Source organism: Massilia sp. CF038 (genome assembly GCF_900129765.1).
In the GTDB taxonomy this organism is placed as follows: Bacteria; Pseudomonadota; Gammaproteobacteria; order Burkholderiales; family Burkholderiaceae_D; genus Telluria_A.
Map to the genome: position 1 here is coordinate 79,173 of NZ_FQWU01000002.1, position 22,624 is coordinate 101,796.

The following is a 22,624-nucleotide window of genomic DNA, read 5'->3' on the forward strand; positions in this document are numbered from 1 at the left end:
CCTGGGAGAACCACTATGCAACGTCTGTTACCTGTTTTAATGCTGTGCCTGCTGCCGCTGGGCGCCTCGGCGCAATCGCTGTATAAATGCCGCATCGATGGCACCCTCACTTATTCCGGATCCCCCTGCCCCGGTGTGTCCAGTACCGCGGTCGAGGTGCCACCACCGGTCAAGGCGGAAGCGGGGACCGAGCCCGATCTGAAGAAAATGCAGGCCGACGCCACCAAGCTGCAAAAGGAACGCAACGCCAAGGAGCAATCGCAGGCCAAGCTGGATCAGGCTGCCGCGCGCCTGGCAGAAAGCAAGCGTCAGCGCTGCGGCAAACTGCGCCTGCAGAAAAAATGGGCCGACGAAGCTGTTGCCGCCGGCAGTGCCAGCGCCAAGGACAAGGCCACCGAAAAAGCGCGCCGCCTGGGCGACCAGCTGCAGCTCGAATGTCCGTTCTAAGTCCGCTCTCGCGCTGGCTGCTGTTCGGCGAGTGGCGCGCCCATCCCGTCCGGGCCTTGCTTGCCATTGCTGCCATTGCAGTCGGGGTGGCGATGGGCTTTGCCATTCACCTGATCAATGCTGCCGCCTTCAACGAGTTTTCCGCCGCGACCAAAAGCCTGGCCGGCGAAGCGGACGTGCAAGTGGGCGGACGCGAAAAATGGTTCGATGAAGCGATCTACACGCGCCTGGCCGAACACCCATCGGTGCAACTGGCTTCGCCTGTGTTGCTGGTGTACGCCGGTGTGCCGGGCAAGACCGAACCCTTGCAGGTGGTGGGCGTGGACGCATTTCGTGCAGGTGGCGTCACGCCTGGCTTGCTCGGTGCAACCGCCAGCGGCGACCCCGCCGACATCCTGGCCGATGACGCCATCTTTCTGTCGCCAGCGGCATCGAGCTGGCTTGGCCAAAACAATGGCGGCACGCTTAAACTGCGCTCCGGCACCACCGATTTTAGCCTGCGCGTTGCTGGCTCGGTGCCGCAGGCTCGCCCCGGCCAGCGCATTGCCGCCATGGACATCGCCGCGGCCCAGTACCACTTCGCCAGAATCGGCCAGTTGTCCCGGGTTGACCTGAAACTGCGCGCGGGCGTGAGTCGCGACGCCTTCGAACAGTCGCTGGCACGTGAGCTGGAACGCGACTTTCCCGGCCGCTTCGTGGTCTTGCAGCCCAGCGACGGCAAACAGGAAAGCCGCAACAGCGGCATGAGCCGTGCCTATCGCGTCAATCTGACGGTGCTGGCCCTGGTTGCCCTGTTCACTGGCGCTTTTTTGGTGTTTTCGACCCAGGCCCTATCCGTCATGCGCCGCCGCAGCCAGTTTGCGCTGCTGCGGGTGCTGGGGGTGCAGCGCAAGCAGCTGCTGCGCCAGGTGCTGCTGGAAGGGGCCAGCCTGGGCCTCGTGGGCGCGCTGGCGGGCATTGGCGGCGGCTACGCTTTCGCCGCCATCGCCCTGCACTATTTTGGCGCCGACCTGGGCGCGGGCTTTTTCGCCGGTGTGCGTCCGCAAGTGGCTTTCCCGCCCGTGGCCGCGGCCGTGTTCTTCTCTCTTGGCCTGGGCGTGGCCTTGCTGGGCTGCCTGGCACCGGCCTGGGAAGCGGCGCGCGCCGCCCCGGCCGTGGCCCTCAAATCGGGTAACGATGAAGCGGCACTGTCGCGCCTTGCCCGCATCTGGCCTTCGCTGGTATGCCTTGCGCTGGCGGGCATGATGGCCTTCGCGCCGCCGGTCTTCGAGCTGCCCCTGTTTGGCTACCTGGCCATCGGACTGCTGCTCATTGGCGGCATTGGCATGATGCCGCGTCTGGCCGCCAGCGTGTTCACCCTGCTCAACCGGCGCTCCATGCAGCGCCAGGCCCAGCATCCGGTGCTGGCCCTCACGCTGGCGCGCCTGGCCAACGCCTCCGGCCAGGCGGGTATCGCTCTCGGCGGCGTGCTGTCGAGCTTTAGCCTGATGGTGGCCATGGCCATCATGGTGTCGAGCTTCCGCATTTCTCTGGACGACTGGCTGGTACGCCTGCTCCCGGCCGATTTGTACGTGCGCGTGGAGAACAGCGGCAGCGCTGGCGGCATTGGCCCCGCCCAGCAGGCGCAGCTGCGCGCCCTGAATGGCGCCAGCCGCATCGATTTTCTGCGTGCGCGCCCGATCACGCTCGACGCGGCCCGTCCCGACGTCGCCCTGCTGGCCCACGCGATTGACGCGGCCGACCCGGGCCGCAACATGCTCATCGAAGGCGCCAGCGCGCCGATTCCTGCGGGCGCGCGCCCGGCGTGGGTGTCGGAAGCCATGCTCGACCTGTATGGCACCAGGGTCGGCGGCGATATTCAACTTCCCCTGAACGGCAAGCTGCAGCGCTTCTTTGTTGCCGGCGCCGTGCGCGACTACGCCAACCAGTCAGGCGCCGTGCATATTCGTCTGGATGACTACCGCGCCCTCAGCGGCGACGTTCTCGTCAACGACATCGCCATGTGGACGCGCGCCGGCATCGACGCCGACGCGCTCGAGGCGCAGGTACGCGCACTGCCCTTCGGCACGGCGCTCAGTTTTGCCAAGCCAGGCCAGATCCGCACCATGAGCATGCAAATATTTGATCGCAGTTTCGCCGTCACCTATCTGCTTGAAGCGATTGCCATCGCCATTGGCATGGCCGGGGTGGCGGCCACCTTCTCGGCCCAGACCCTGGCGCGCTCGAAAGAGTTCGGCATGCTGCGCCATGTCGGCGTCACCCGCGGACAAATTCTGCGCATTCTTGCACTCGAAGGCGGCGGCCTGTCGGCGCTGGGCGTGGCCTGCGGTTTTGGCCTGGGCCTGCTGATCAGCCTGATCCTGGTGTACGTCGTCAATCCGCAGTCCTTCCATTGGTCGATGCAGCTGCATCTGCCGTGGGCGCTGCTGTCGACGGTGGCGGCGGTCCTGCTGGCCGCCTCTGTCATTACGGCCCTGGTGTCGGGCCGCTATGCGTTGTCCGGCGGGCCGATTCGCGCCGTCAGGGAGGACTGGTAATGCGTTTTCTTTGGATCTTGCTGCTGCTGGCAGCACAGAGCTGCTGGGCCTTTGAAGCGGTCACGCCGGGCCGGGTGCTGCGCTTCCCGGCCGATTACGGCGCCCACCCGGAATTCAAGACCGAGTGGTGGTACGTGACTGGCTGGCTCAATACGGCCGACGGCAAGCCGCTGGGGTTTCAGGTCACCTTCTTCCGCAGCGCCACTGGCCAGGGCAAGAACAACCCCAGCGCCTTCGCGCCGCGCCAGCTCATTATTGGGCACGCTGCATTGTCCGACCCGGCTGCCGGCAAGCTGGCGCACGACCAGCACGCCGCGCGGGAAGGCTTCCAGCTGGCGTTTTCCAAACCCGGCAGCACGGATATCAGGCTCGATGACTGGCGCATGAAGCGAGCCGCCGATGGCAGCTACACGGTCAACATCAAATCGAGCGAACTGCAATTCGACCTTGTATTGACGCCAACCCAGTCAGTATTGCTGCAGGGCGAAGGTGGCTACTCGCAAAAAGGCGCCGATCCCGGCAACGCAAGTTACTATTACAGCGAGCCGCAGCTCAAGGTCCATGGCAAAGTCAATGGCAAGGCGGGCCCGCGCACGGTGACGGGCACCGCCTGGCTGGACCACGAATGGTCCAGCCAGGCGGTCTCGACCGAGGCGGTGGGCTGGGACTGGATTGGCGCCAACCTCGATGACGGCGGCGCCCTGATGGCTTTCCAGGTCAGGGACAAACAAGGTGGTAAACTATGGTCGCACGCGATGTTGCGCGACCGTGGCGGCAAAGTGACCCAGTTTGGCCCCGGCCAGGTCAGTTTTACCCCGCAGGCGCACTGGACTTCGCCGCGCACCCATGCCGCCTATCCGGTTGCAACCACCATCAAGACCGGGGACACCAGCTGGCAAATCATCCCGCTGCAGCAGGACCAGGAGCTCGATTCGCGCCGCTCCACGGGTGCGGTGTACTGGGAAGGCGCGGTGACCATCCAGCGCGACGGCGTGCAGGCCGGACATGGCTACCTGGAATTGGTTGGTTATGTCACGCCCATGAAACTCTGAATTAACACGAATAACGAACAAGAACACAATGACCAACAGCACCACCAGCAGCACCAGCGCCGCCAGCACGATCAGCACGAGCACGAGCACGCCGCCAGAAGCCAGCCGCAAGGGCAGCCTGTCGGCTTTTAAGGGCCTGCTGCCCTTCCTGCGGCCGTACCGCCGCCATTTCGTCATGGCCGGCATTGCACTGGTGGTCGCAGCCGGCGCCACGCTGGCCATTCCGGCCGCCTTCAAGCAAATGATCGACCATGGTTTTGGCGCTGTCGCCGGCGCGCAGAACGCGGCCCAGGTTGACGCCACTTTCCTGGCCCTGTTTGCCGTTGCAACGGTGCTGGGCGTGGCAACTGCGGCGCGCTTTTACACAGTTTCGTGGCTGGGTGAGCGCGTGACCGCCGACATCCGCAGCGCCGTCTACAGCCACGTGGTCGACCAGAGCCCTGAATTTTTCGAGACCACCCAGACCGGCGAAGTCCTGTCGCGCATCACCACCGACACCACCCTGATTCAGGCCGTGGTCGGCACCAGCATCTCGATGGCCTTGCGGAACATGCTGCTGTTTGTCGGCGGCCTGGTCATGCTGTTTATTACAAGCGCCAAACTGACCTCCATCATTCTGGTGCTGCTGGTGCTGGTGGTGGTGCCCATCATTCTGTTCGGGCGGCGCGTACGGCGCCTGTCGCGCGACTCGCAAGACCGCATTGCCGATGCCTCGGCCATGGCCGGCGAAATCCTCAACGCCATGCCAACGGTGCAAGCCTATACCCACGAAAAGCTGGAAGCGCAGCGTTTTGGCGGCTCGGTCGAAAGCGCGTTTCAAACAGCAATGCGCCGCATCCGCGCCCGCTCGCTGCTGACCATGGTGGCCATCGTGCTGGTGTTCGGCACCATCGTGTTCGTGCTGTGGCTGGGCGCGCACGCTGTGCTGGAAGGGACCATGACGGGCGGCGATTTAGGGCAGTTCATCTTGTACGCCACCATGGTGTCCGGCTCGATTGGAGCGTTGTCGGAAGTGATGGGCGAAGCCCAGCGCGCTGCCGGCGCCACCGAACGCCTGCTGGAACTGCTGGCGGCCAAGTCGTCGATCCAGAATCCGGCGCGGCCACTGCCGCTGCCAGGTCGCACTGCCAGTGGCGCCTCGCTGTCACTGGCCGACGTGACGTTCTCTTATCCTTCGCGTCCTGAAACGGCCGCACTGTCGCATCTCTCGCTGTCGATCGCGCCTGGCGAAACGGTGGCCGTGGTCGGCCCATCCGGTGCGGGCAAAACCACGCTGTTCCAGCTGTTCCTGCGTTTCTACGATCCGCAGAGCGGCGCCATCAAACTCGATGGCATCGACATTAAGCAGCTTGACCTGCACGCGCTGCGCGACGCTATCGGCATCGTCCCGCAAGACACGGTGATCTTCTCGGCCGATGCGATGGAAAATATCCGCTACGGCCGCGCTGGCGCGACCGACGAAGAAGTCATCGCCGCAGCGCGCATGGCAGCGGCGCACGAATTCATCGAGCGTCTGCCGCAGGGTTACAAATCGTTCCTGGGCGAGCGTGGCGTGCGCTTGTCGGGCGGGCAGCGGCAACGCATCGCCATCGCGCGCGCGCTGCTCAAGAATCCGCCGCTGCTGCTGCTGGACGAAGCCACCAGCGCGCTCGATGCCGAATCCGAACGCCTGGTGCAAAGTGCGCTGGAAGCGGCCATGGTCGGCCGTACCACCGTCATCATCGCGCACCGCCTGGCCACAGTGCAGCGCGCGGACCGGATCATCGTGATGGAAGATGGCAAAATCGTGGAAACCGGTACCCATAACAGCCTGGTCGCGTTGGGCGGCATCTATGCCAACCTGGCCGCCCTCCAGTTCCACAACGTCCATATCGCCCATTAATTTCCCTGACACGGAGCCATTGTGACCGACGCCGAATTGCTGCAGCAGTGCCACACGGTGATCCCAGGCCACCGCGCACGCGCGCCTGCCGCAATGTTCGCCGCCATGGCTGAATGGTGCGAAACCCATCAGATCGCGCATGATGTCTATGGCGATGGCGCGCTGATCGAAGCCTTCGAAGACAAAGTGGCGCGCCTGCTCGGTTTTGAAGCAGCCGTGTTCTGCATCAGCGGCACCATGGCCCAGGTCACTGCACTGCGGCTGGGCTGCGAAGACCGCGACAGCCGCCTCGTGGCCCTGCATCCCACCTCGCACATTCTGGTGCACGAAAAATCCAATTACCAGCTGTTCGGCCACTTCAACATGGTGCAGGCAGGCGACCGCCATCGGCCCGCCACCGAGGCCGATCTGAACGCCATTCCCGACCGCCTGGGCGCCGTCGCGATCGAACTGCCCATGCGCGAAATTGGCGGTCAGGCGCCAACCTGGGACGAGCTGCAAGCCATCAAACTGCACTGCCGCCAGCGCAACGCCCACCTGCACATGGACGGCGCGCGCCTGTGGGAGGCGGCTGCCGGCTATGGCCGCAGCGTGACCGAGATTGCAGCCGGATTCGATTCGGTCTACGTTTCGCTGTACAAGGGCATCGGCGGCCTGGGTGGCGCCATGCTGGCCGGCTCGCGCGACTTGATTGCGCGCGCGGCCGAATCGTTCCGCAGACAAGGCGGCAATGTGATTCACCGCTCGCCGTATGTGGTGGCGGCAGCCATGCAGTTCGACCAGCGCCTGGCCGCCATGCCCGCCCTGTTCCGCCGCACCCAGTGGCTGTACCAGCTGCTGCGCGACTTCCCGGCCTTGCGCGTCAACCCGGCCGCACCGCAGGCAAACATGCTGCATCTGCACCTGCCGGTGGGACGCGAACGCGCGCTGGCGATCCGCAATCAGCTGGCGGAGCAGCATGGCATCTGGATGTTCGGCCGCGCTTCCAACGCCGCCCTGCCCGACACCAGCGTCGTGGAGCTGTACGTGGGCGACAATCTGGCCAGCCTGCCCGACGACAAGGTACGCGCCGCATTTGCCCTGTTCGAAGGCGCCCTGCGCACCTCAGTTACAATCACGCCTTGACACTTTAAGTAAGCACCATGCGCCAATACCTCGATCTGATGCGCCATGTGAAAGAACATGGCACCGACAAAACCGACCGCACCGGCACCGGCACCCGCTCGGTGTTTGCGCACCAGATGCGCTTCGACCTGCAGGAAGGCTTCCCCCTTGTCACCACGAAGAAGCTGCACCTGAAATCGATCATCCATGAACTGATCTGGTTCCTCAACGGCTCCACCAACATCGCCTACCTGAAGGAAAATGGGGTCTCGATCTGGGACGACTGGGCCGACGCCGAAGGCAATCTGGGGCCCATCTACGGCTACCAGTGGCGCAACTGGCCGACGCCCGACGGCGGCCATATCGATCAGATCACCCAGGTCATGGATCAGATCAAGAACAACCCGGATTCGCGCCGCATGATCGTCTCGGCCTGGAACGTGGCCGACGTGCCGAACATGAAGCTGCCGCCCTGCCACGCCCTGTTCCAGTTCTACGTGGCCGATGGCAAGCTGTCGTGCCAGTTGTACCAGCGCAGTGCCGACATCTTCCTGGGTGTGCCATTCAATATCGCCTCGTACGCGCTGCTGACCCACATGATGGCGCAGCAGGCCGGTCTGGAAGTGGGCGATTTTGTCTGGACCGGGGGCGACTGCCACCTGTACGCCAACCATATGGAGCAAGTCGACCTGCAGCTGTCGCGCGCGCCGATGCCGCTGCCGCGACTGGTCATCAAGCGCAAGCCCGACTCCCTGTTCGACTACAAGTTTGACGACTTTGAATTCACCGGTTACGAGCCGCATGGCCTGATCCGGGCACCGGTGGCTGTATGACGCGCGCGCTCACCATGATCGTGGCGCTCGATGCCGAGCGCGGTATTGGCGTTGACAACAAGCTGCCCTGGCACCTGCCCGAAGACCTGGCGCACTTCAAGCGTCTTACTTCCGGCCATCCGATCATCATGGGCCGCAAGACCTTCGATTCGATTGGCCGCGCACTGCCGAACCGGCGCAATATTGTCATTACCCGCAATGCGGCGTGGGGTCACGATGGTGTCGAGGCGGTCGATTCCTTGGAGGCGGCAATTGCACTGGTGGGCGACGGCCCGGCTTTCATCATTGGCGGCGCGCAGATTTTTGCCGCATCCATGGATCTGGCCGAGCGCATGATCATTACCGAGATTGACCATACTTTTGCATGTGACACCTTCTTCCCAGCACTGCCGGCCGGCCAGTGGAAGGAAACGGCGCGGGACGCGCATCACAGTGAGGCGAATGGCTATGATTACGCGTTCGTGACGTACGAAAAAGTGAACTAACCTCGTCCTCGCGAAGGCGGGGACCTATACCATGTCCCCGAAGTCGTTCAGCATGGTATAGGGCCGGCGCATGCGCCGGCGCCTCCGCGAGGACGATGTTGGTCTGCTAGTGTGCGCCGCCCGAGCCTGCTTGTAGTTATCCTAATATAAGTTTTTTCACCGGATTGCGGCCTTTTCTGCGAAAATCCGCTTCTAATTTTTTTCTCGGTGCCGTGAGCGACGTTCTGCCCCCAGGTGGACAGCCCTCACGGCGCTTCGCTTTGGAGCTGTCCATGAAATTTCGTTTCCCTATCGTCATCATCGACGAGGATTTCCGCACCGATAACACGTCCGGCCTGGGCATCCGCGCCCTCGCCGAGGCCATGGAAAAAGAAGGCATGGAAGTACTCGGCCTGACCAGTTACGGCGACCTGTCGCAGTTCGCGCAGCAGCAGTCGCGCGCGTCGGCCTTTGTGCTGTCGATCGACGATGAGGAATTCGGCGAAGGCTCCGCCGCGGAGACCGATTCGGCCCTGATCGCCCTGCGCGCCTTTATCAAGGAAATCCGCCACAAGAACTCGGACATCCCGATCTACATCTACGGCGAAACGCGCACCTCGCGTCACATCCCGAACGACATTTTGCGTGAGCTGCACGGCTTCATTCACATGTTCGAGGACACGCCAGAATTCGTGGCGCGCCACATTATTCGCGAAGCCAAGTCCTACCTCGACAGCCTGGCGCCGCCGTTCTTCCGCGCGCTGGTCAACTACGCCAACGACGGTTCCTATTCGTGGCACTGCCCTGGCCACTCCGGTGGCGTGGCCTTCCTGAAGTCCCCAATCGGCCAGATGTTCCACCAGTTCTTTGGCGAGAACATGCTGCGCGCGGACGTCTGCAACGCGGTGGAAGAACTGGGCCAGCTGCTGGACCACACCGGCCCTGTGGCCAAGTCCGAACGCAATGCCGCGCGCATCTTCAACGCCGACCATTGCTATTTTGTGACGAACGGCACCTCGACCTCGAACAAGATGGTCTGGCACTCCACCGTGGCGCCAGGCGACATCGTCGTGGTCGACCGTAACTGCCATAAATCGATTCTGCACTCGATCATCATGTGCGGCGCGATCCCCGTGTTCCTGATGCCGACCCGGAATCACCTCGGCATCATCGGCCCGATCCCGCTGGAAGAGTTCACGCCCGAATCGATCGCACGCAAGATCGAAGCCAATCCGTTCGCACGCGAAGCCGTCAACAAGAAGCCGCGCATTCTGACCATCACCCAGTCAACCTACGACGGCGTGGTGTACAACGTTGAAACGCTGCGCGAAATGTTGGACGGTAAAATCGACACCCTGCACTTCGACGAAGCATGGCTGCCACACGCCACCTTCCACGACTTCTACAAGAACATGCACGCCATCGGCAAGGACCGTCCGCGCGCCAAGGAGTCGATGATCTTCTCGACCCAGTCGACCCACAAGCTGCTGGCTGGTCTGTCGCAGGCGTCGCAAGTGCTGGTGCGTGAATCGGAATCGGTCAAGCTGGACCAGGACGCCTTCAACGAGGCCTACCTGATGCACACCTCAACCTCGCCGCAGTACTCGATCATCGCCTCTTGCGACGTGGCTGCGGCCATGATGGAAGCGCCGGGCGGCACCGCTCTGGTGGAAGAGTCGATCCTCGAAGCGCTGGACTTCCGCCGCGCCATGAAAAAAGTCGACGAAGAATGGGGCAAGGACTGGTGGTTCCAGGTCTGGGGTCCGAGCACCTTCAGCGAAGAAGGCATCGGCACCCAGGAAGACTGGATGATCCGCGCCGAAGACGACTGGCACGGTTTCGGCAAGCTGGCGCCGGGCTTCAACATGCTCGACCCGATCAAGGCAACCGTAGTCACCCCTGGCCTGTCGCTCGACGGCGCCTTTGGCGAGACCGGCATCCCGGCTTCCATCGTGACCAAGTACCTGGCCGAACACGGCGTGATTATCGAGAAGTGCGGGCTGTACTCGTTCTTCATCATGTTCACGATCGGGATCACCAAGGGCCGCTGGAACACGCTGGTCACGGCGCTGCAGCAGTTCAAGGACGACTACGACAAGAACCAGCCGATGTGGCGCATTCTGCCGGAATTCGCAGCGGCCAACCCTCGCTACGAAGCGATGGGCCTGCGCGACCTGTGCCAGCAGATCCACGACTTCTACCAGACCTACGACGTGGCACGCCTGACGACCGAGATGTACCTGTCGGACATGATCCCGGCCATGAAGCCGTCGGACGCATTCGCCAAGATGGCGCACCGCGAGATCGAGCGCGTGGCACTGGAAAACCTGGAAGGCCGCATCACCGCCATCCTGCTGACACCTTACCCGCCGGGCATTCCGCTGCTGATTCCGGGCGAGCGTTTCAACAAGACGATCGTCGACTACCTGCGCTTCGCACGCGACTTCAACGAGCGCTTCCCCGGCTTCGAGACGGACGTGCACGGCTTGGTCAAGCGCGAGGTCGACGGCAAGCGCGGTTACTTCGTCGACTGCGTCAAACAATAAGCCGTTTGATAAAAAGAGCCCGGCCGCTGCGAAACGGCCGGGCTTTTTTACGTTTGGAGCGGCTTATTTTGCTTTGCGGCGGCGGGCAGCGGCGATGCCTGCCAGTCCCAAACCCATCAGCAGCATCGATGCTGGCTCCGGCACCTGGCCAGGGGTGGTGGCGGTGTTGGTGAACGAGAAGCTCAGGTCATTGAAATCAAAAGGACCGCCCAGCAGATCTTCAAAGCTGACCAGGGTCGTGTTCAAAGCCCAGTTTTCCTGCACGCGGGCGTGGAAGCTATTGTCGGCGTTGCGGCTGGCGGCGCCGGTGTAGTAGTCGGCATTGGTGTTGTTCACGTGCAGGCGGAACACCAGTTCGGTGCCGAAGGTGAATGCGCCCAAGTCGACCATGCTGCCAACGGGCGAGGTGTGATTGTTGAAGATGAATATGTCGTTGTTGTCGACGCCGTCGTCGGTGACCAGGTACAGGTCGTTGCTGTAGGACGCCGAGTTGCCTTGGTAGGTAGCGACCACGGCGCCGTTACCGGCCAGTACAGCAAGACCTTCGGTACCAGCGTCGGCGATGGGGAAGGCAAAGGCGGCGGCAGGAGCGGCCAGCAGTGCGGCGGCGATGATTTGACGAATTTTCATGGCGGGTGTCTTCCAATAGATTAGTTGCCAGACGTAAAGCATATCTCGTGCCAGCTGTAAATACTGCCAAAGAATCAGGCAGTTACCAATCCGCATAACGGAATGTGTAAAAGTTCCCGACACCCCACATCGTCCTCGCGGAGGCGGGGACCCATAGCACGCTGAGCGACTTCGGCGACGTGGTATGGGTCCCCGCCTCCGCGAGGACGATGTAGTGGCGAAAAAAAAGGCCCCTTTCGGGGCCCTGGCACATTTGGTCGTGGATCAATCAGGTTTTCGGCAGAGTCACCCCATGCTGCCCCTGATACTTCCCGCCGCGATCCTTGTACGAGGTTTCGCACACTTCATCGCTCTCAAAGAACAGCACCTGTGCGCAACCTTCGCCCGCATAAATCTTGGCCGGCAGCGGCGTGGTGTTTGAAAACTCCAGCGTGACGTACCCTTCCCACTCCGGCTCGAACGGCGTGACGTTGACGATAATGCCGCAGCGCGCGTAGGTCGATTTGCCCAGGCAAACCGTCAGCACATTGCGCGGAATGCGGAAGTACTCAATGGTGCGCGCCAGCGCGAACGAATTCGGCGGAATGATGCAGACATCGCTTTTGATATCGACAAACGAATTCGAATCGAAGTTCTTCGGGTCGACAATCGTGCTGTTGATGTTGGTGAAGACCTTGAATTCGTCGGCGCAGCGGATATCGTAGCCGTAAGACGAGGTGCCGTAAGAGATAATCTTGCGGCCATCAGCCTCGCGTACCTGGCCTGGCTCGAACGGTTCGATCATGCCGGTGGCCAGGGCCGTGCGGCGGATCCATTTATCGCTTTTGATTGTCATCGCGGAGATTCTCTTAGTGGGGGTGAATTTCCCGCGATTTTACGCGAAAAGTGGCCTCAAGTCGCCTGTCTTGACGCCCTGCCCTCGCGCGACGCGAGCAGGCGCGCAATCATGTCACGCGTCAGCCGCGCCGCCTTTTCAGGCGACTCCATCGGAAACAGGTGCCCGCCTTCGATTTCGCTGAAATACTCTCCCACCAGCGCACGGGTGGCGGTCAGCCCAGCCTGACGCAGCTCGACCGAGTCTGTCCCGCCCACGAAACCGATCGGCACCGGGTAGTCGTCGTTCATCAGGCTGCCCAGGTGATGCGGCAAGGCGCGGTAAATTTCGGTCTCGATTTCGCGTTTGAAGCGCAGCTGCACGCCTTCTGGATGCGGCTCCAGTCCGTGCTCAAGATAGTCGTTCAACACACCGGGGGCCCAGGCCGCAAACATCGGTTTGCTGATGAAATGATCATGGGCGGCCTTCGCATTCGGCCATACGTTGCGCCGCTTCAGCGAGAATTTGGCCGGCGAAAAATTGTCGCTCCAGGACTGCTTTTTGGTCAGCCGCCACAACATGGCACGCCAGCCGGCCACCACGGGCGAATCGAGCATGACAACGCAGCGCACCAGGTCCGGCCGCTGCTTGGCCGCCATCAGGCTCAGCATGCCGCCCAGCGAATGCCCGACCAGGATGACTGGTTCCTTGTACTCTTCGAGGGCGCTGATCAGGTGTTCCACCAGCTTGGGCCAGCCGTCGGTGACCGGGTAGCGCGGATCATGGCCGTACATGTCGATGGAGCGAATATCAAAATCGCTTAGATAGTCGAAAAACTTCCGGTAACTGCCAGCGGGGTAGCTATTACCGTGAGAGAAATGAATGATGGGTTTGCTCATCGGTAAATTGTAAGGCGATTCGGGCCGATTCGATTCCTAATTAGAGGGAACCCACTAGTTGTGCTAGCGGCCGTACCAGTAGCGCGCATGTTCGCTGCGGTACTGGCGCGGCGCCAGGCCGGAGGCGGAATCGAGGAGGACCGCCCCTGCCTCGTCGCTGCGAATACGGACAATTCCCAGGCGCTCGTAGCGGGCATATACCTGGGCCTTGGGATGGTGATAGCGGTTCCGGTACCCGACCTGGAACAGCGCAACGCGCGGCTGCACCGCTTGCAAAAAAGCCAGGGTCGAGGAAGTGCCGCTGCCATGATGGGGCGCGAGCAGCACATCGGCGCGCAGGCTGGCCGGCGCATGCGTGACTAGCGCCGCTTCTTGCGCCGCCTCGATGTCGGCTGCCAGTAGCAGCGTGCCGCCAGCAGCCGTAATGCGCAGCATGCAGCCGCGCGCGTTGGGTTTGAGCGCCGTGTCGGCATAGCTTGCCACCGTCGGTTGCAGCATGTCGAAGGCAACACCATCCCACCGCCACGTCTGCCCGGCCACACAGCGCAAGTGCCGCGGGGCCGCTGCCACGATCGGATGATCAAACCACAGCGACGACGCCACCCAGTCAAGCTGGATGGCGCGCAGCACCTCGAGCGCGCCGCCGGCATGGTCCGCATCGCTGTGGCTGACGACCATGCCGTCCAGACGGTCGATGCCGCGTGCTTTCAGGTAGGGCAGGATGACCCGGTTGCCGCCATTCGATTCCGGCGAATAGATTGGGCCTGTGTCGTACAGCAGCCGGTGTCCACTGGTCTCGATCAGCAGCGCCATCCCCTGCCCGACATCGAAGGCGGTCACCTTGAACTGGCCCGGTTCGGGATGCGTTGGCTGGCCGGACAGCAGCGGCAGCCAGGCCACCAGGCCAAGCCAGCGCCGCGGCCACCCACGCGGCGCCAGCATCCAGATCGTCCCCAGCAGCGCAAAGCAGAACACCCAGGGCTGCGGCGTTGGCGCGCTCCACACCGCGTAAGGCAAGCTGCTCATCCATCCCAGCGCCTTTGCCAGCAGAGCCACTAGCGCGTGCGCCAGCGACAACAGCAATGTCGACAGGGGCGCAGGGAGCAGACTGCCCGCCAGGGCCAGCGGCGTGACGACAAGGCTGATCAGGGGGATGGCGAGCGCATTGGCAAACGGACTGGCCAGCGACAACTGCGAGAACAGCAGCATGGTGAGCGGCACCAGGCTGACCGTGGCGACAAACTGTGCATGCACGCCAAGGCGCAGGGCCTGCATCAGGCCTGGTCTGCTGCGCGCGATGCGCCCGGTCCCGGCGTACAGCAGCATCGCCACGGCACCGAACGAAAGCCAGAAACCCGGTGCCAGCACTGCCCAGGGGTCCAGCAGCACCACCACGCCGAGCGCGGCGCACAGCACATGCGACACGCTGGACAGCCGACCGAACCAGAGGGCAGCGGCCACCACGCACAGCATGTACAGCGTGCGCTGGGCCGGGATGCCAAAGCCGGCCAGCAGCACGTACAGCAGCGCAGCCAGTGCCCCGGCCAGGGCCGCCACCTTTTGCGCCGGCAGCAGCAGCGGCAACTGCGCGTTGGTGAAGAAGGAGTGGCGCCACAACGCCGACGCCAACTGTGCAAACAAGGCGGCTACCATGGTGATGTGCAGGCCAGAGATCGAGATCAAGTGGCCGACACCGGTGCGGTTAAAGATATTCCAGTCCGACTGGTCGATGGCGCGCTGGTCACCCACCACCAGTGCCACAATGACGCCTGCATATGGCTTGTTCGCCAGTGCATGCTCGATGCGGGCGCGCAGCGCGGCCCGGCAGCGCTCCACCACATTCGATACAGACCAGGCGAAGCTGTCGATGCGTCCATCGCCTGCTGCCAGGGGACGGACATAGCCTGTGGCGCGCACGCCCTGCTCCAGCAGCCATACTTCATAGTCGAAGCCGTGCGGGTTGGCGTTGCCGTGCGGGCGTTGCAGGCGCACCGTCAGCTGCCATCGCTCACCCGGCAGGACCTGCGTCAGCGGCCCTGCGCCATACCAGGCAAGTGCGACGCGCGGTGGTACCGTCGCATCGCGCTGGCGTACGCCCTCCACCGCAAAATTGAAGCGCACACCCTGCTCAAAGCGATAAGGCAGACTGTCGATGGTGCCGGTCAGGTTGAGGTCACGCCCCTCGTCGCTTCGCGCCAGTTCGTGGCCCAGCGCCAAAGATGCCAGCAGGGCCGCCCAGCAAAACCCGGCAAGTGCGCCAGCCAGTGCTTTGGCGCTGACGGGCTTCAGGCCGCAAAGCAGTACGGCCACCGCTGCCAGAGCGGCGCTGGTGGCAGCAGCTGGCAGTTCGGCGCAGGTCTGGAGTAGACCAACACCGCCTGCAAAGCCCAATATCGCGCATCGCATGAATAGGCCCGTAATGGGGAAACACCTAGTGTCTTGCGGCGGAGCGGCTGAACGTTTGTGAAATATCTAGCGACCGCCAGATTGTCAGGGTTGGAGGAGCCTGCGCAAGCGTGGGATGGCCACAAAGGCATTGCTCATGGTGGTAGCTTTAACCTGATCCACGTCGATGCCGCGCAATTCGGCCAGCATGGCACCGATGGCAGGCAGCTGCTCCGGGCTGTTGCGGCCCGGGTGTACCCACGCCGGCGCAATATCCGGCGCATCGGTTTCCAGCACGATGGCCTCCAGCGGCAGCGTTGCGGCCAGACGGCGGATCTGCAAGGCGCGCGTGAACGTCATGGCGCCGCCAAAACCCAGTTTGAAGCCCAGGTTAATGTAGGTTTGCGCCTGCTGAAAACTGCCATTGAAGGCATGCGCGATGCCGCCGGCCGGTGGTATCTGGCGCACATGCTTCAGAACCTGGTCTTGGGAGCGGCGTACGTGCATCAGCACGGGCAGCTCGAACTCGCGCGCCATGCGCAGCTGCTCGCGGAAGAAGTGCTCCTGCTTTTCGCGCATCGCCGGTTCGCACAGCAGCGGAATGAAGTGATCGAGACCGATTTCACCAACGGCGACAAAGTTCGGGTCGGCCATGGCAGTGCCGATGGCAGCGCGCAGCGCGGCCAGATCCGATTCCTGCGCCTGGGGCACGAAGATGGGATGAATACCCAGACCGTAACTGGCATTCGGTGCTTGCGCGGCCATGTTGGCGACGACTGCGAAATTGCCTTGCTCAACCGCGGGGATCACGATCATGCCCACCCCGCCCTCGCCTGCGCGGCGCGCCACGTCCAGCGACTCGGCGCCAAATTCGTGCGCATCAAGGTGGCAGTGGGTGTCGATCCACATGATGGTCAGGCCTGCGCTTGCAAGCCGTGTTCGGACAAACGCAGCACGCGGTCGCAGCGCCCGGCCAGCTCGTTGTCGTGCGTGACAATCACAAAGGCCGTGCCCAGGGTCGACGACAGGTCGAGCATCAGGTCGAAAATCTGGTTGGCGGTCGCATGATCGAGATTGCCGGTCGGTTCGTCGGCCAGCACACAGGCTGGTTGCGTGACCAGTGCGCGCGCCAATGCCACGCGCTGACGCTCGCCGCCAGACAACTCGCCCGGCACATGGATCGCGCGTTTGGACAAGCCCACCCGCGCCAGAATCGCTTCGGCCTTTTCCACTGCGACCGCACGCTTTTCGCGCCTGATCATCAGCGGCATGGCTACATTGTCCAGCGCCGAGAACTCCGGCAGCAGATGGTGGAACTGGTAGACAAAGCCCAGCGACTGGTTGCGCAAGTCGCCGCGCGCGCTCTCGGACAGGCTGGCAAAGTCATTGCCCAGCAAGGAGACAGACCCGGTGCTTGGCGTATCCAGCCCGCCCAGTAAATGCAGCAAGGTCGATTTGCCGGAACCGGAGGCGCCGACAATGGCCACGTGCTCGCCGCGCCCGACGCTGAAGTCTACCTTGCTCAGCACCGGAACCTGGTAGGCGCCCTGGGTGAAGGTCTTGCCCAGGCCTGCGCACGAAAGAACGGGATTACTCATAGCGCAGCGCCTCCGCCGGCTTCACGCGCGAGGCCGAATAGCTCGGATACAGGGTGGCCAGGAAGGCCAGCACCATTGCCACCACACCCACGCCGGCGATGTCGCCAAGGCGTACGTCCGACGGCAAGGTGCTGATGAAGTAAATATCCTTGGACAGGAAGTGAATGCCGAATAAGCGTTCCAGCGCGGGGATGATCACGTCGATATTAACGGCCACCAGCACCCCGAACCCAACCCCGAGCGCGGTGCCGGCAATACCCACCAGTGCGCCCTGCACCATGAAGATCTTCATGATCGAGCGCGGCGAGGCGCCCAGCGTGCGCAAAATGGCGATATCGGCCTGCTTGTCCGTGACCGTCATGACCAGCATGGCTACCAGGTTGAAGGCGGCCACGCCGATGATCAGGCTCAGAATCACGAACATCATTGTCTTCTGGCTCTGCACGGCCGCGAACCAGATCGTGTTCTGCTTGGTCCAGTCGCGGATGAACAGGTCGCCCGACATGCTTTGCTTGAGTTCCTGCGCCACTTGCGGCGCCTTGTGCAAGTCCGCCAGCTTGAGACGCAATCCTGCCGGCGCATCCAGATTGGCCACCGACTGCGCGTCGGCCAGGTGCACGAAGGCCAGGCCCGAATCAAATTCGAAGTGACCCACATCGAAGGTGCCCGAGACAGTAAAGTTGACCATGTGCGGCGCCATGCCGGCAGAATCGGTCTGCGCCGGGGCCACGGCCATGGTGACCTTGTCGCCCACGTTCAGCGACAGCGCCCTGGCCAGTTCGATGCCCAGCACGATGTTGAATTCGCCGGCGCGCAAAGTGTCGAAGCTGCCCTGGGTCACATGCTTGGGCACGTCGGACACCTTGCCTTCTTCGGCAGGCAAAATGCCGCGCACAATGGCCGGGCGCATCACGCCGTCGGACATGAGCATGCCCTGGGTTTCGGCGAACGGCGCCGCCCCCGTCACGGCCGGATTGCGCTGGGCTTCCAGCTGCGCTGCCTGCCAGTTGGGCATGCCGCCGCGGGCGTCGAAGACTTCAATGTGCGCCAGCACCGACAGCATGCGGTCGGTCACTTCCTTCTGAAAGCCGTTCATGACCGACATCACGATGATCAGGGCGGCCACGCCCAGCGCGATGCAGCTGATTGAAATGAGCGAAATGAACGAGATGAAGCTGTTGCGCCGGCTGCGTTTGCCGGCCCGCGTGTAGCGCAGGCCCACGGTCCATTCATACGGCAAGGTGTCGATAAAACTCATAGGGTACTCAGTCAGGATTCGGCCGGATGCAGGCCGTGTTCGGTCAGGCGCAGCACGCGGTCGCAGCGGCGCGCCAGTTCGATATCGTGGGTGACGATCACGAAGGCGGTGCCCAGCGTGGATGACAGGTCAAGCATCAGATCGAAAATCTGCTGCGCGGTGGCCTGGTCGAGGTTACCGGTCGGTTCGTCGGCCAGCACGCAGCCGGGTTGGGTGACCAGGGCGCGGGCCAGTGCCACGCGCTGGCGCTCGCCGCCCGACAATTCGCCCGGCACATGGATAGCGCGTTTCGACAAGCCGACCCGCGCCAGAATCGCCTCCGCCTTCTCGACTGCCACGGCGCGCTTTTCGCGCCGGATCAGGAGCGGCATGGCCACGTTATCGAGCGCAGAAAATTCGGGCAGCAAGTGGTGGAACTGGTAGACAAAGCCAAGCGACTGGTTGCGCAAGTCGCCGCGCGCGCTTTCCGACAAGGTGGCAAAATCCTGCCCCAGCAGCGATACCGTGCCGGTGGTGGGCGTATCGAGCCCGCCGAGCAAATGCAGCAGGGTCGACTTGCCCGAGCCCGAGGCACCCACGATGGCCACGTGTTCGCCGCGCTGCACATGGAAATCGATCTTGCTCAGCACGGGCATCTGGTATTCGCCCTGGACAAAGGTTTTGCCCAGACCGGTGCAGGAAAGGACGGTGTCGTTGACGCGGTTATTCATAACGCAGTGCCTCCGCTGGTTTCACGCGCGAGGCGGCGAAGCTGGGGTAAATGGTGGCAAGGAAGGACAGCAGCACGGCAATGCCGGCAATGACGAAGACATCCATCCAGTGCATATCGGACGGCAAGGCGCTGAACTGATAAATATCCTTGGACAGGATCTGAATGCCGACCAGGCGCTCGAAGAATGGGACGATCACGTCGATGTTGAGCGCCACGGCCACGCCAGCCGCTGTCCCGGCAAGGGTGCCGAAAATGCCGATCAGCGAGCCCTGGATCACGAAGATCTTCATGATCGAATGGGGCGAGGCCCCCAGCGTGCGCAAAATGGCGATATCGGACTGTTTGTCGGTCACGGTCATGACCAGGGTCGACACCACGTTAAATACCGCCACGGTGATAATCAGCGCCATCACGATCAGCATGACCTTTTTTTCGATCTGCACAGCGGCAAACCAGGTTTTATTCTGTTTGGACCAGTCACGCACATTCAGTTCGCCCGGCATGCTGGCCTGGAGCGCATCGGCGACGTCGGGCGCCTGGTGCATGTCGGCGATGCGCAGGCGGATGCCTGACGGCGCGGCCAGCCGTTCCATCTTCTGGGCGTCTTCCATGTGCACAAAGGCCATGCCGGCATCGAATTCATGGTGGCCCGCCTGGAACACGCCCACCACATTAAAGGAGCGCATGCGCGGCACCATGCCGGCCGGGGTGACCTGGGCTTGCGCCAGCGCCATGGTGACCTTGTCGCCAATGTTCAGGCCCAGCGAGCGCGCCAGCGAATACCCAAGCACGATGTTGAACTGGCCCGGCTGCAGTGCATCCAGGCTACCGTATTTGACGGTCTTGGCCACATCCGACACCTTGGGCTCTTCCGAGGGCAGAATGCCGCGAATCACGGCCGGGCGCATCACGCCATCGCGCAGCAGCATGCCCTGAGTTTGCACGAACGGCGCAGCGCCCTTGACGGCCGGGTTCTTGAAGGCGTCCTGCATGGTCTTTTGCCAGTCGGGCAGGCCGGCCCCATTCTTGTCCAGCACTTCAATATGCGCCAGCACCGACAGCATGCGGTCGGTCACATCCTTGCGAAAGCCGTTCATGACCGACAGGACCACGATCAAGGCGGCGACGCCGACCGCGATGCCGGACACGGAAATGAGCGAAATGAAGGAAATGAAGCTGTTGCGGCCGCTACGCCGGCCAGCGCGCGTATAGCGCAGCCCGACCAGCCATTCGTACGGCATTTGATGGGTGAGACTCATGAGCTCCAGCAGTGTATTTTAAGTAAGCCCGAAGTGTGCCATACAAAGCACTTCCTTGACAGGGTTGCCACAATTGAATCGCCATGGCATCAAGACTGAAAAAAGGGTTGAACCCGGCCCCGCCTGCGACAGTCCAATCCTCATTAGCAACGGGAGGACATATGGCATTCAGCTTATTCGATGCAAAAGGCATCCCGCTTGACCAGCAGCGCTTCACCTGGCGCGACCTGGTTCAAAAGCCCATCAGCAAACTCGACGACGACGCATTTACGCGGGTGCGCGTCATCCTCATTAACGGGCTCGAGAACGAGGCCCTGCGTTTCGGCCACATGGCCGCGCGCTTTAACCGCGAGCTGCGCCTGCCCCTGGCCAAGGTGCGCCGCTGTGAGCAGCACCAGGCCACCATGGTCAACTGGCTCATCGCCGCCGACCATTCACCGCTGGAAACCACCATCGCCTACGAACAGGTCGCCATCGAGGTCACGGCTGCCATCGCGCAAAAGGAACCCGACCCGTATCTGGCCCAGGTCTACCGCTTCGGCCTGCTGGAAGACTTCGACCATCTGTACCGCTACTCCGCCCTGCTCGACCGGCTCGAGGGCAAGGACGCCAACAACATCCTGCAAAGTTATACCGACGTTCTGCATGGCCGCCCCACCATGGAGCACCATCGCGCGCCCGAGGATGACTTGCGCACGCCGTATGACGCGAAAAACGCGGCCTTCCTCACCAAGCTGCACGCGCTGACCATAGTGGCAAGCGAATACCAGACCCACGACTACTATATGAATGTCGGCCCCCTGTTTTCCGATCCCGTGGCGCGCCAGCTGTACGCCGAAATCGCCTCGGTGGAAGAGCAGCACGTCACCCAGTACGAATCCATGCTCGACCCGCAAGAAAGCTGGCTCGAGCAGTGGTTGCTGCACGAGGCCACCGAGTGCTACAACTATTACAGCTGCGTGGAGCAAGAGACCAATCACCACGTCAAGGCCATCTGGGAACGCTTTCTCGACTACGAGCTGGGCCACTTTCACATGGCGTGCGAACTATTCAAGCAGTTCGAACGGCGCGATCCGGCCGAGGTTGTCACCACCGACTTTGCGGCGCCCCTGGAATTTCGCAGTCAGCGCGAGTATGTGCGCAAGGTCCTCGTCAACGAGGTCGACCTGCGCGCCGACGGCACGGCCTTCGTACCGCGCCAGAACGAAAGCGCAGCGTCCATCCAATATCGCCACCAGCTCAACGCCGACGGTTCCCCCAGCGAAGCGGTGGCCTCGGGCTATGTATGGACGCCCGGCACCGAACTGAGCCGCAAAAGCATTGCCAGCGCGGTCAGCGACCTCGCGCCCTGAACTCAACCTGAAAGGAAGCACCATGTCTTTACAAAGCACCTCCATGGGCATGAACCGCACGGGTATCCAGATGTCGCCATTCGACAGCAAGGCCATGCAAACCGTCGATCCGGCCATTGCCAGTACCGATACCGGCGACGAATCGGCCTGCGCCGACCTGCGCAACGACTACATCGCCAATGCTGATTCGCTTGGGTCCGTCCCCATGCCGGGCACCTTGCAGGGCGCCGTCACCATGGGCATCAAAATGCTCACTGGCGACAGTCCGCAAATCTTGCTCGACAAGCTAGGCGAGCGTCTGGCGTTCGAGCGCACGGGCACCCGCCTGTACGATGCGCTGATCACCAAGTGCGAAGTCATGCTCGATGGCGACATCAGCATGACGATCGAAGACTTGCAGCAAATCCGCGCGGACGAGGCGCGGCACTTCCGCATGATCGCCGAAGCAATCGAGTCCCTCGGCGGCGACCCCACCTCGCAAACGCCCAGTGCCGACCTGGCCGGGGTCGAATCCATGGGTCTGGTGCAAGTGCTGAACGACCCGCGTACCAGCATTGCGCAATCGCTGCACGCCATCATTACTGCCGAACTGTCCGACAAGGCTGGCTGGGAGACCCTGGTTGCACTGGCGGACGAACACGAGATCGATAGCATGGTGGACGACTTCACCGACGCCCTCAACCAGGAGCGTGAGCATCTTGCCCTGGTGCAAACCTGGTACGAGGAAGCGATTGGTCTCACCTACGGCGATGTGGAGCTCGACGACAACAGCAGCGGCGCCACATCGGCGGTTTGATGTCGAACAAACTTACACAAAATTTAACTTTTTAGCGAGATTTCCCCTTAAGCCTT

At 62.6% G+C, this 22,624-nt stretch carries 19 protein-coding genes; 10 read left to right on the top strand and 9 right to left on the bottom strand.

Annotation, left to right across the window (positions count from 1 at the left end):
* The first annotated feature begins 15 nt into the window (after window positions 1–15).
* From BUC24_RS10395 to BUC24_RS10430, 8 genes are all read left to right on the top strand, one after another.
* Entirely contained in the window at window positions 16–447 is a 432-nt protein-coding gene (locus BUC24_RS10395; RefSeq protein ID WP_073215290.1) for a DUF4124 domain-containing protein, read from the top strand.
* Window positions 435–2,984, top strand: coding sequence for an FtsX-like permease family protein (locus BUC24_RS10400; RefSeq protein WP_073215293.1), 2,550 nt, complete (start codon window positions 435–437; stop codon window positions 2,982–2,984). The genes BUC24_RS10395 and BUC24_RS10400 overlap by 13 nt, the downstream gene beginning before the upstream one ends.
* On the top strand, window positions 2,984–4,036 hold the full coding sequence (locus BUC24_RS10405; RefSeq protein WP_073215297.1) for a lipocalin-like domain-containing protein: 1,053 nt from the start codon (window positions 2,984–2,986) through the stop codon (window positions 4,034–4,036). Before BUC24_RS10400 ends, BUC24_RS10405 begins: the two co-directional genes overlap by 1 nt.
* A gap of 28 nt (window positions 4,037–4,064) precedes the next feature.
* Window positions 4,065–5,918 (top strand): ABC transporter transmembrane domain-containing protein, encoded by a 1,854-nt coding sequence (locus tag BUC24_RS10410; protein WP_073215301.1) that lies wholly within the window; start codon window positions 4,065–4,067, stop codon window positions 5,916–5,918.
* A gap of 21 nt (window positions 5,919–5,939) precedes the next feature.
* Window positions 5,940–7,043, top strand: a complete 1,104-nt coding sequence (locus BUC24_RS10415; protein ID WP_073215304.1) for a threonine aldolase family protein — start codon at window positions 5,940–5,942, stop codon at window positions 7,041–7,043.
* Between the two features lie 17 nt (window positions 7,044–7,060).
* On the top strand, window positions 7,061–7,855 hold the full coding sequence (thyA, locus tag BUC24_RS10420) for a thymidylate synthase (protein WP_073215307.1): 795 nt from the start codon (window positions 7,061–7,063) through the stop codon (window positions 7,853–7,855).
* Window positions 7,852–8,340 (top strand): dihydrofolate reductase, encoded by a 489-nt coding sequence (locus tag BUC24_RS10425; RefSeq protein ID WP_073215311.1) that lies wholly within the window; start codon window positions 7,852–7,854, stop codon window positions 8,338–8,340. Before thyA ends, BUC24_RS10425 begins: the two co-directional genes overlap by 4 nt.
* Before the next feature lie 272 nt (window positions 8,341–8,612).
* Window positions 8,613–10,865, top strand: coding sequence for an arginine/lysine/ornithine decarboxylase (locus BUC24_RS10430; protein ID WP_073215314.1), 2,253 nt, complete (start codon window positions 8,613–8,615; stop codon window positions 10,863–10,865).
* Window positions 10,866–10,928: 63 nt separating this feature from the next.
* Here the strand turns inward: BUC24_RS10430 and BUC24_RS10435 are convergent, their stop codons facing one another.
* The 9 genes from BUC24_RS10435 to BUC24_RS10480 all read right to left on the bottom strand — a co-directional run bounded on the left by BUC24_RS10435 (window position 10,929) and on the right by BUC24_RS10480 (window position 20,420).
* Window positions 10,929–11,495, bottom strand: coding sequence for a PEP-CTERM sorting domain-containing protein (locus BUC24_RS10435; protein ID WP_073215317.1), 567 nt, complete (start codon window positions 11,493–11,495; stop codon window positions 10,929–10,931).
* A gap of 268 nt (window positions 11,496–11,763) precedes the next feature.
* On the bottom strand, window positions 11,764–12,330 hold the full coding sequence (dcd, locus tag BUC24_RS10445) for a dCTP deaminase (RefSeq protein ID WP_018058479.1): 567 nt from the start codon (window positions 12,328–12,330) through the stop codon (window positions 11,764–11,766).
* Between the two features lie 56 nt (window positions 12,331–12,386).
* Complete coding sequence (locus BUC24_RS10450) at window positions 12,387–13,208, bottom strand: alpha/beta hydrolase (RefSeq protein WP_073215322.1); 822 nt, start codon at window positions 13,206–13,208, stop codon at window positions 12,387–12,389.
* 63 nt (window positions 13,209–13,271) lie between these two features.
* Window positions 13,272–15,614, bottom strand: a complete 2,343-nt coding sequence (locus tag BUC24_RS10455) for a DNA internalization-related competence protein ComEC/Rec2 (RefSeq protein WP_073215326.1) — start codon at window positions 15,612–15,614, stop codon at window positions 13,272–13,274.
* An 84-nt stretch (window positions 15,615–15,698) separates the two neighbouring features.
* Window positions 15,699–16,502: a TatD family hydrolase gene (locus tag BUC24_RS10460; protein ID WP_073215328.1), complete on the bottom strand. Its 804-nt coding sequence runs from the start codon at window positions 16,500–16,502 to the stop codon at window positions 15,699–15,701.
* A 5-nt stretch (window positions 16,503–16,507) separates the two neighbouring features.
* Window positions 16,508–17,191 carry a lipoprotein-releasing ABC transporter ATP-binding protein LolD gene (lolD, locus tag BUC24_RS10465; protein ID WP_073215331.1) on the bottom strand — a complete coding sequence of 228 codons (684 nt, stop codon included), beginning with the start codon at window positions 17,189–17,191 and terminating at the stop codon, window positions 16,508–16,510.
* Complete coding sequence (locus tag BUC24_RS10470) at window positions 17,184–18,449, bottom strand: lipoprotein-releasing ABC transporter permease subunit (protein WP_073215334.1); 1,266 nt, start codon at window positions 18,447–18,449, stop codon at window positions 17,184–17,186. The genes lolD (BUC24_RS10465) and BUC24_RS10470 overlap by 8 nt, the downstream gene beginning before the upstream one ends.
* Window positions 18,450–18,460: 11 nt before the next feature.
* Window positions 18,461–19,159, bottom strand: a complete 699-nt coding sequence (gene lolD / locus BUC24_RS10475; RefSeq protein WP_073215337.1) for a lipoprotein-releasing ABC transporter ATP-binding protein LolD — start codon at window positions 19,157–19,159, stop codon at window positions 18,461–18,463.
* Complete coding sequence (locus tag BUC24_RS10480; RefSeq protein ID WP_073215341.1) at window positions 19,152–20,420, bottom strand: lipoprotein-releasing ABC transporter permease subunit; 1,269 nt, start codon at window positions 20,418–20,420, stop codon at window positions 19,152–19,154. The genes lolD (BUC24_RS10475) and BUC24_RS10480 overlap by 8 nt, the downstream gene beginning before the upstream one ends.
* 161 nt (window positions 20,421–20,581) lie before the next feature.
* Here BUC24_RS10480 and BUC24_RS10485 point away from each other — a divergent pair, with 161 nt between their 5' ends.
* Both BUC24_RS10485 and BUC24_RS10490 read left to right on the top strand, forming a co-directional pair.
* Window positions 20,582–21,772 carry a hypothetical protein gene (locus tag BUC24_RS10485; RefSeq protein ID WP_073215343.1) on the top strand — a complete coding sequence of 397 codons (1,191 nt, stop codon included), beginning with the start codon at window positions 20,582–20,584 and terminating at the stop codon, window positions 21,770–21,772.
* 22 nt (window positions 21,773–21,794) lie between these two features.
* Window positions 21,795–22,568: a ferritin-like domain-containing protein gene (locus BUC24_RS10490; RefSeq protein WP_229448164.1), complete on the top strand. Its 774-nt coding sequence runs from the start codon at window positions 21,795–21,797 to the stop codon at window positions 22,566–22,568.
* Window positions 22,569–22,624 lie beyond the last annotated feature (56 nt).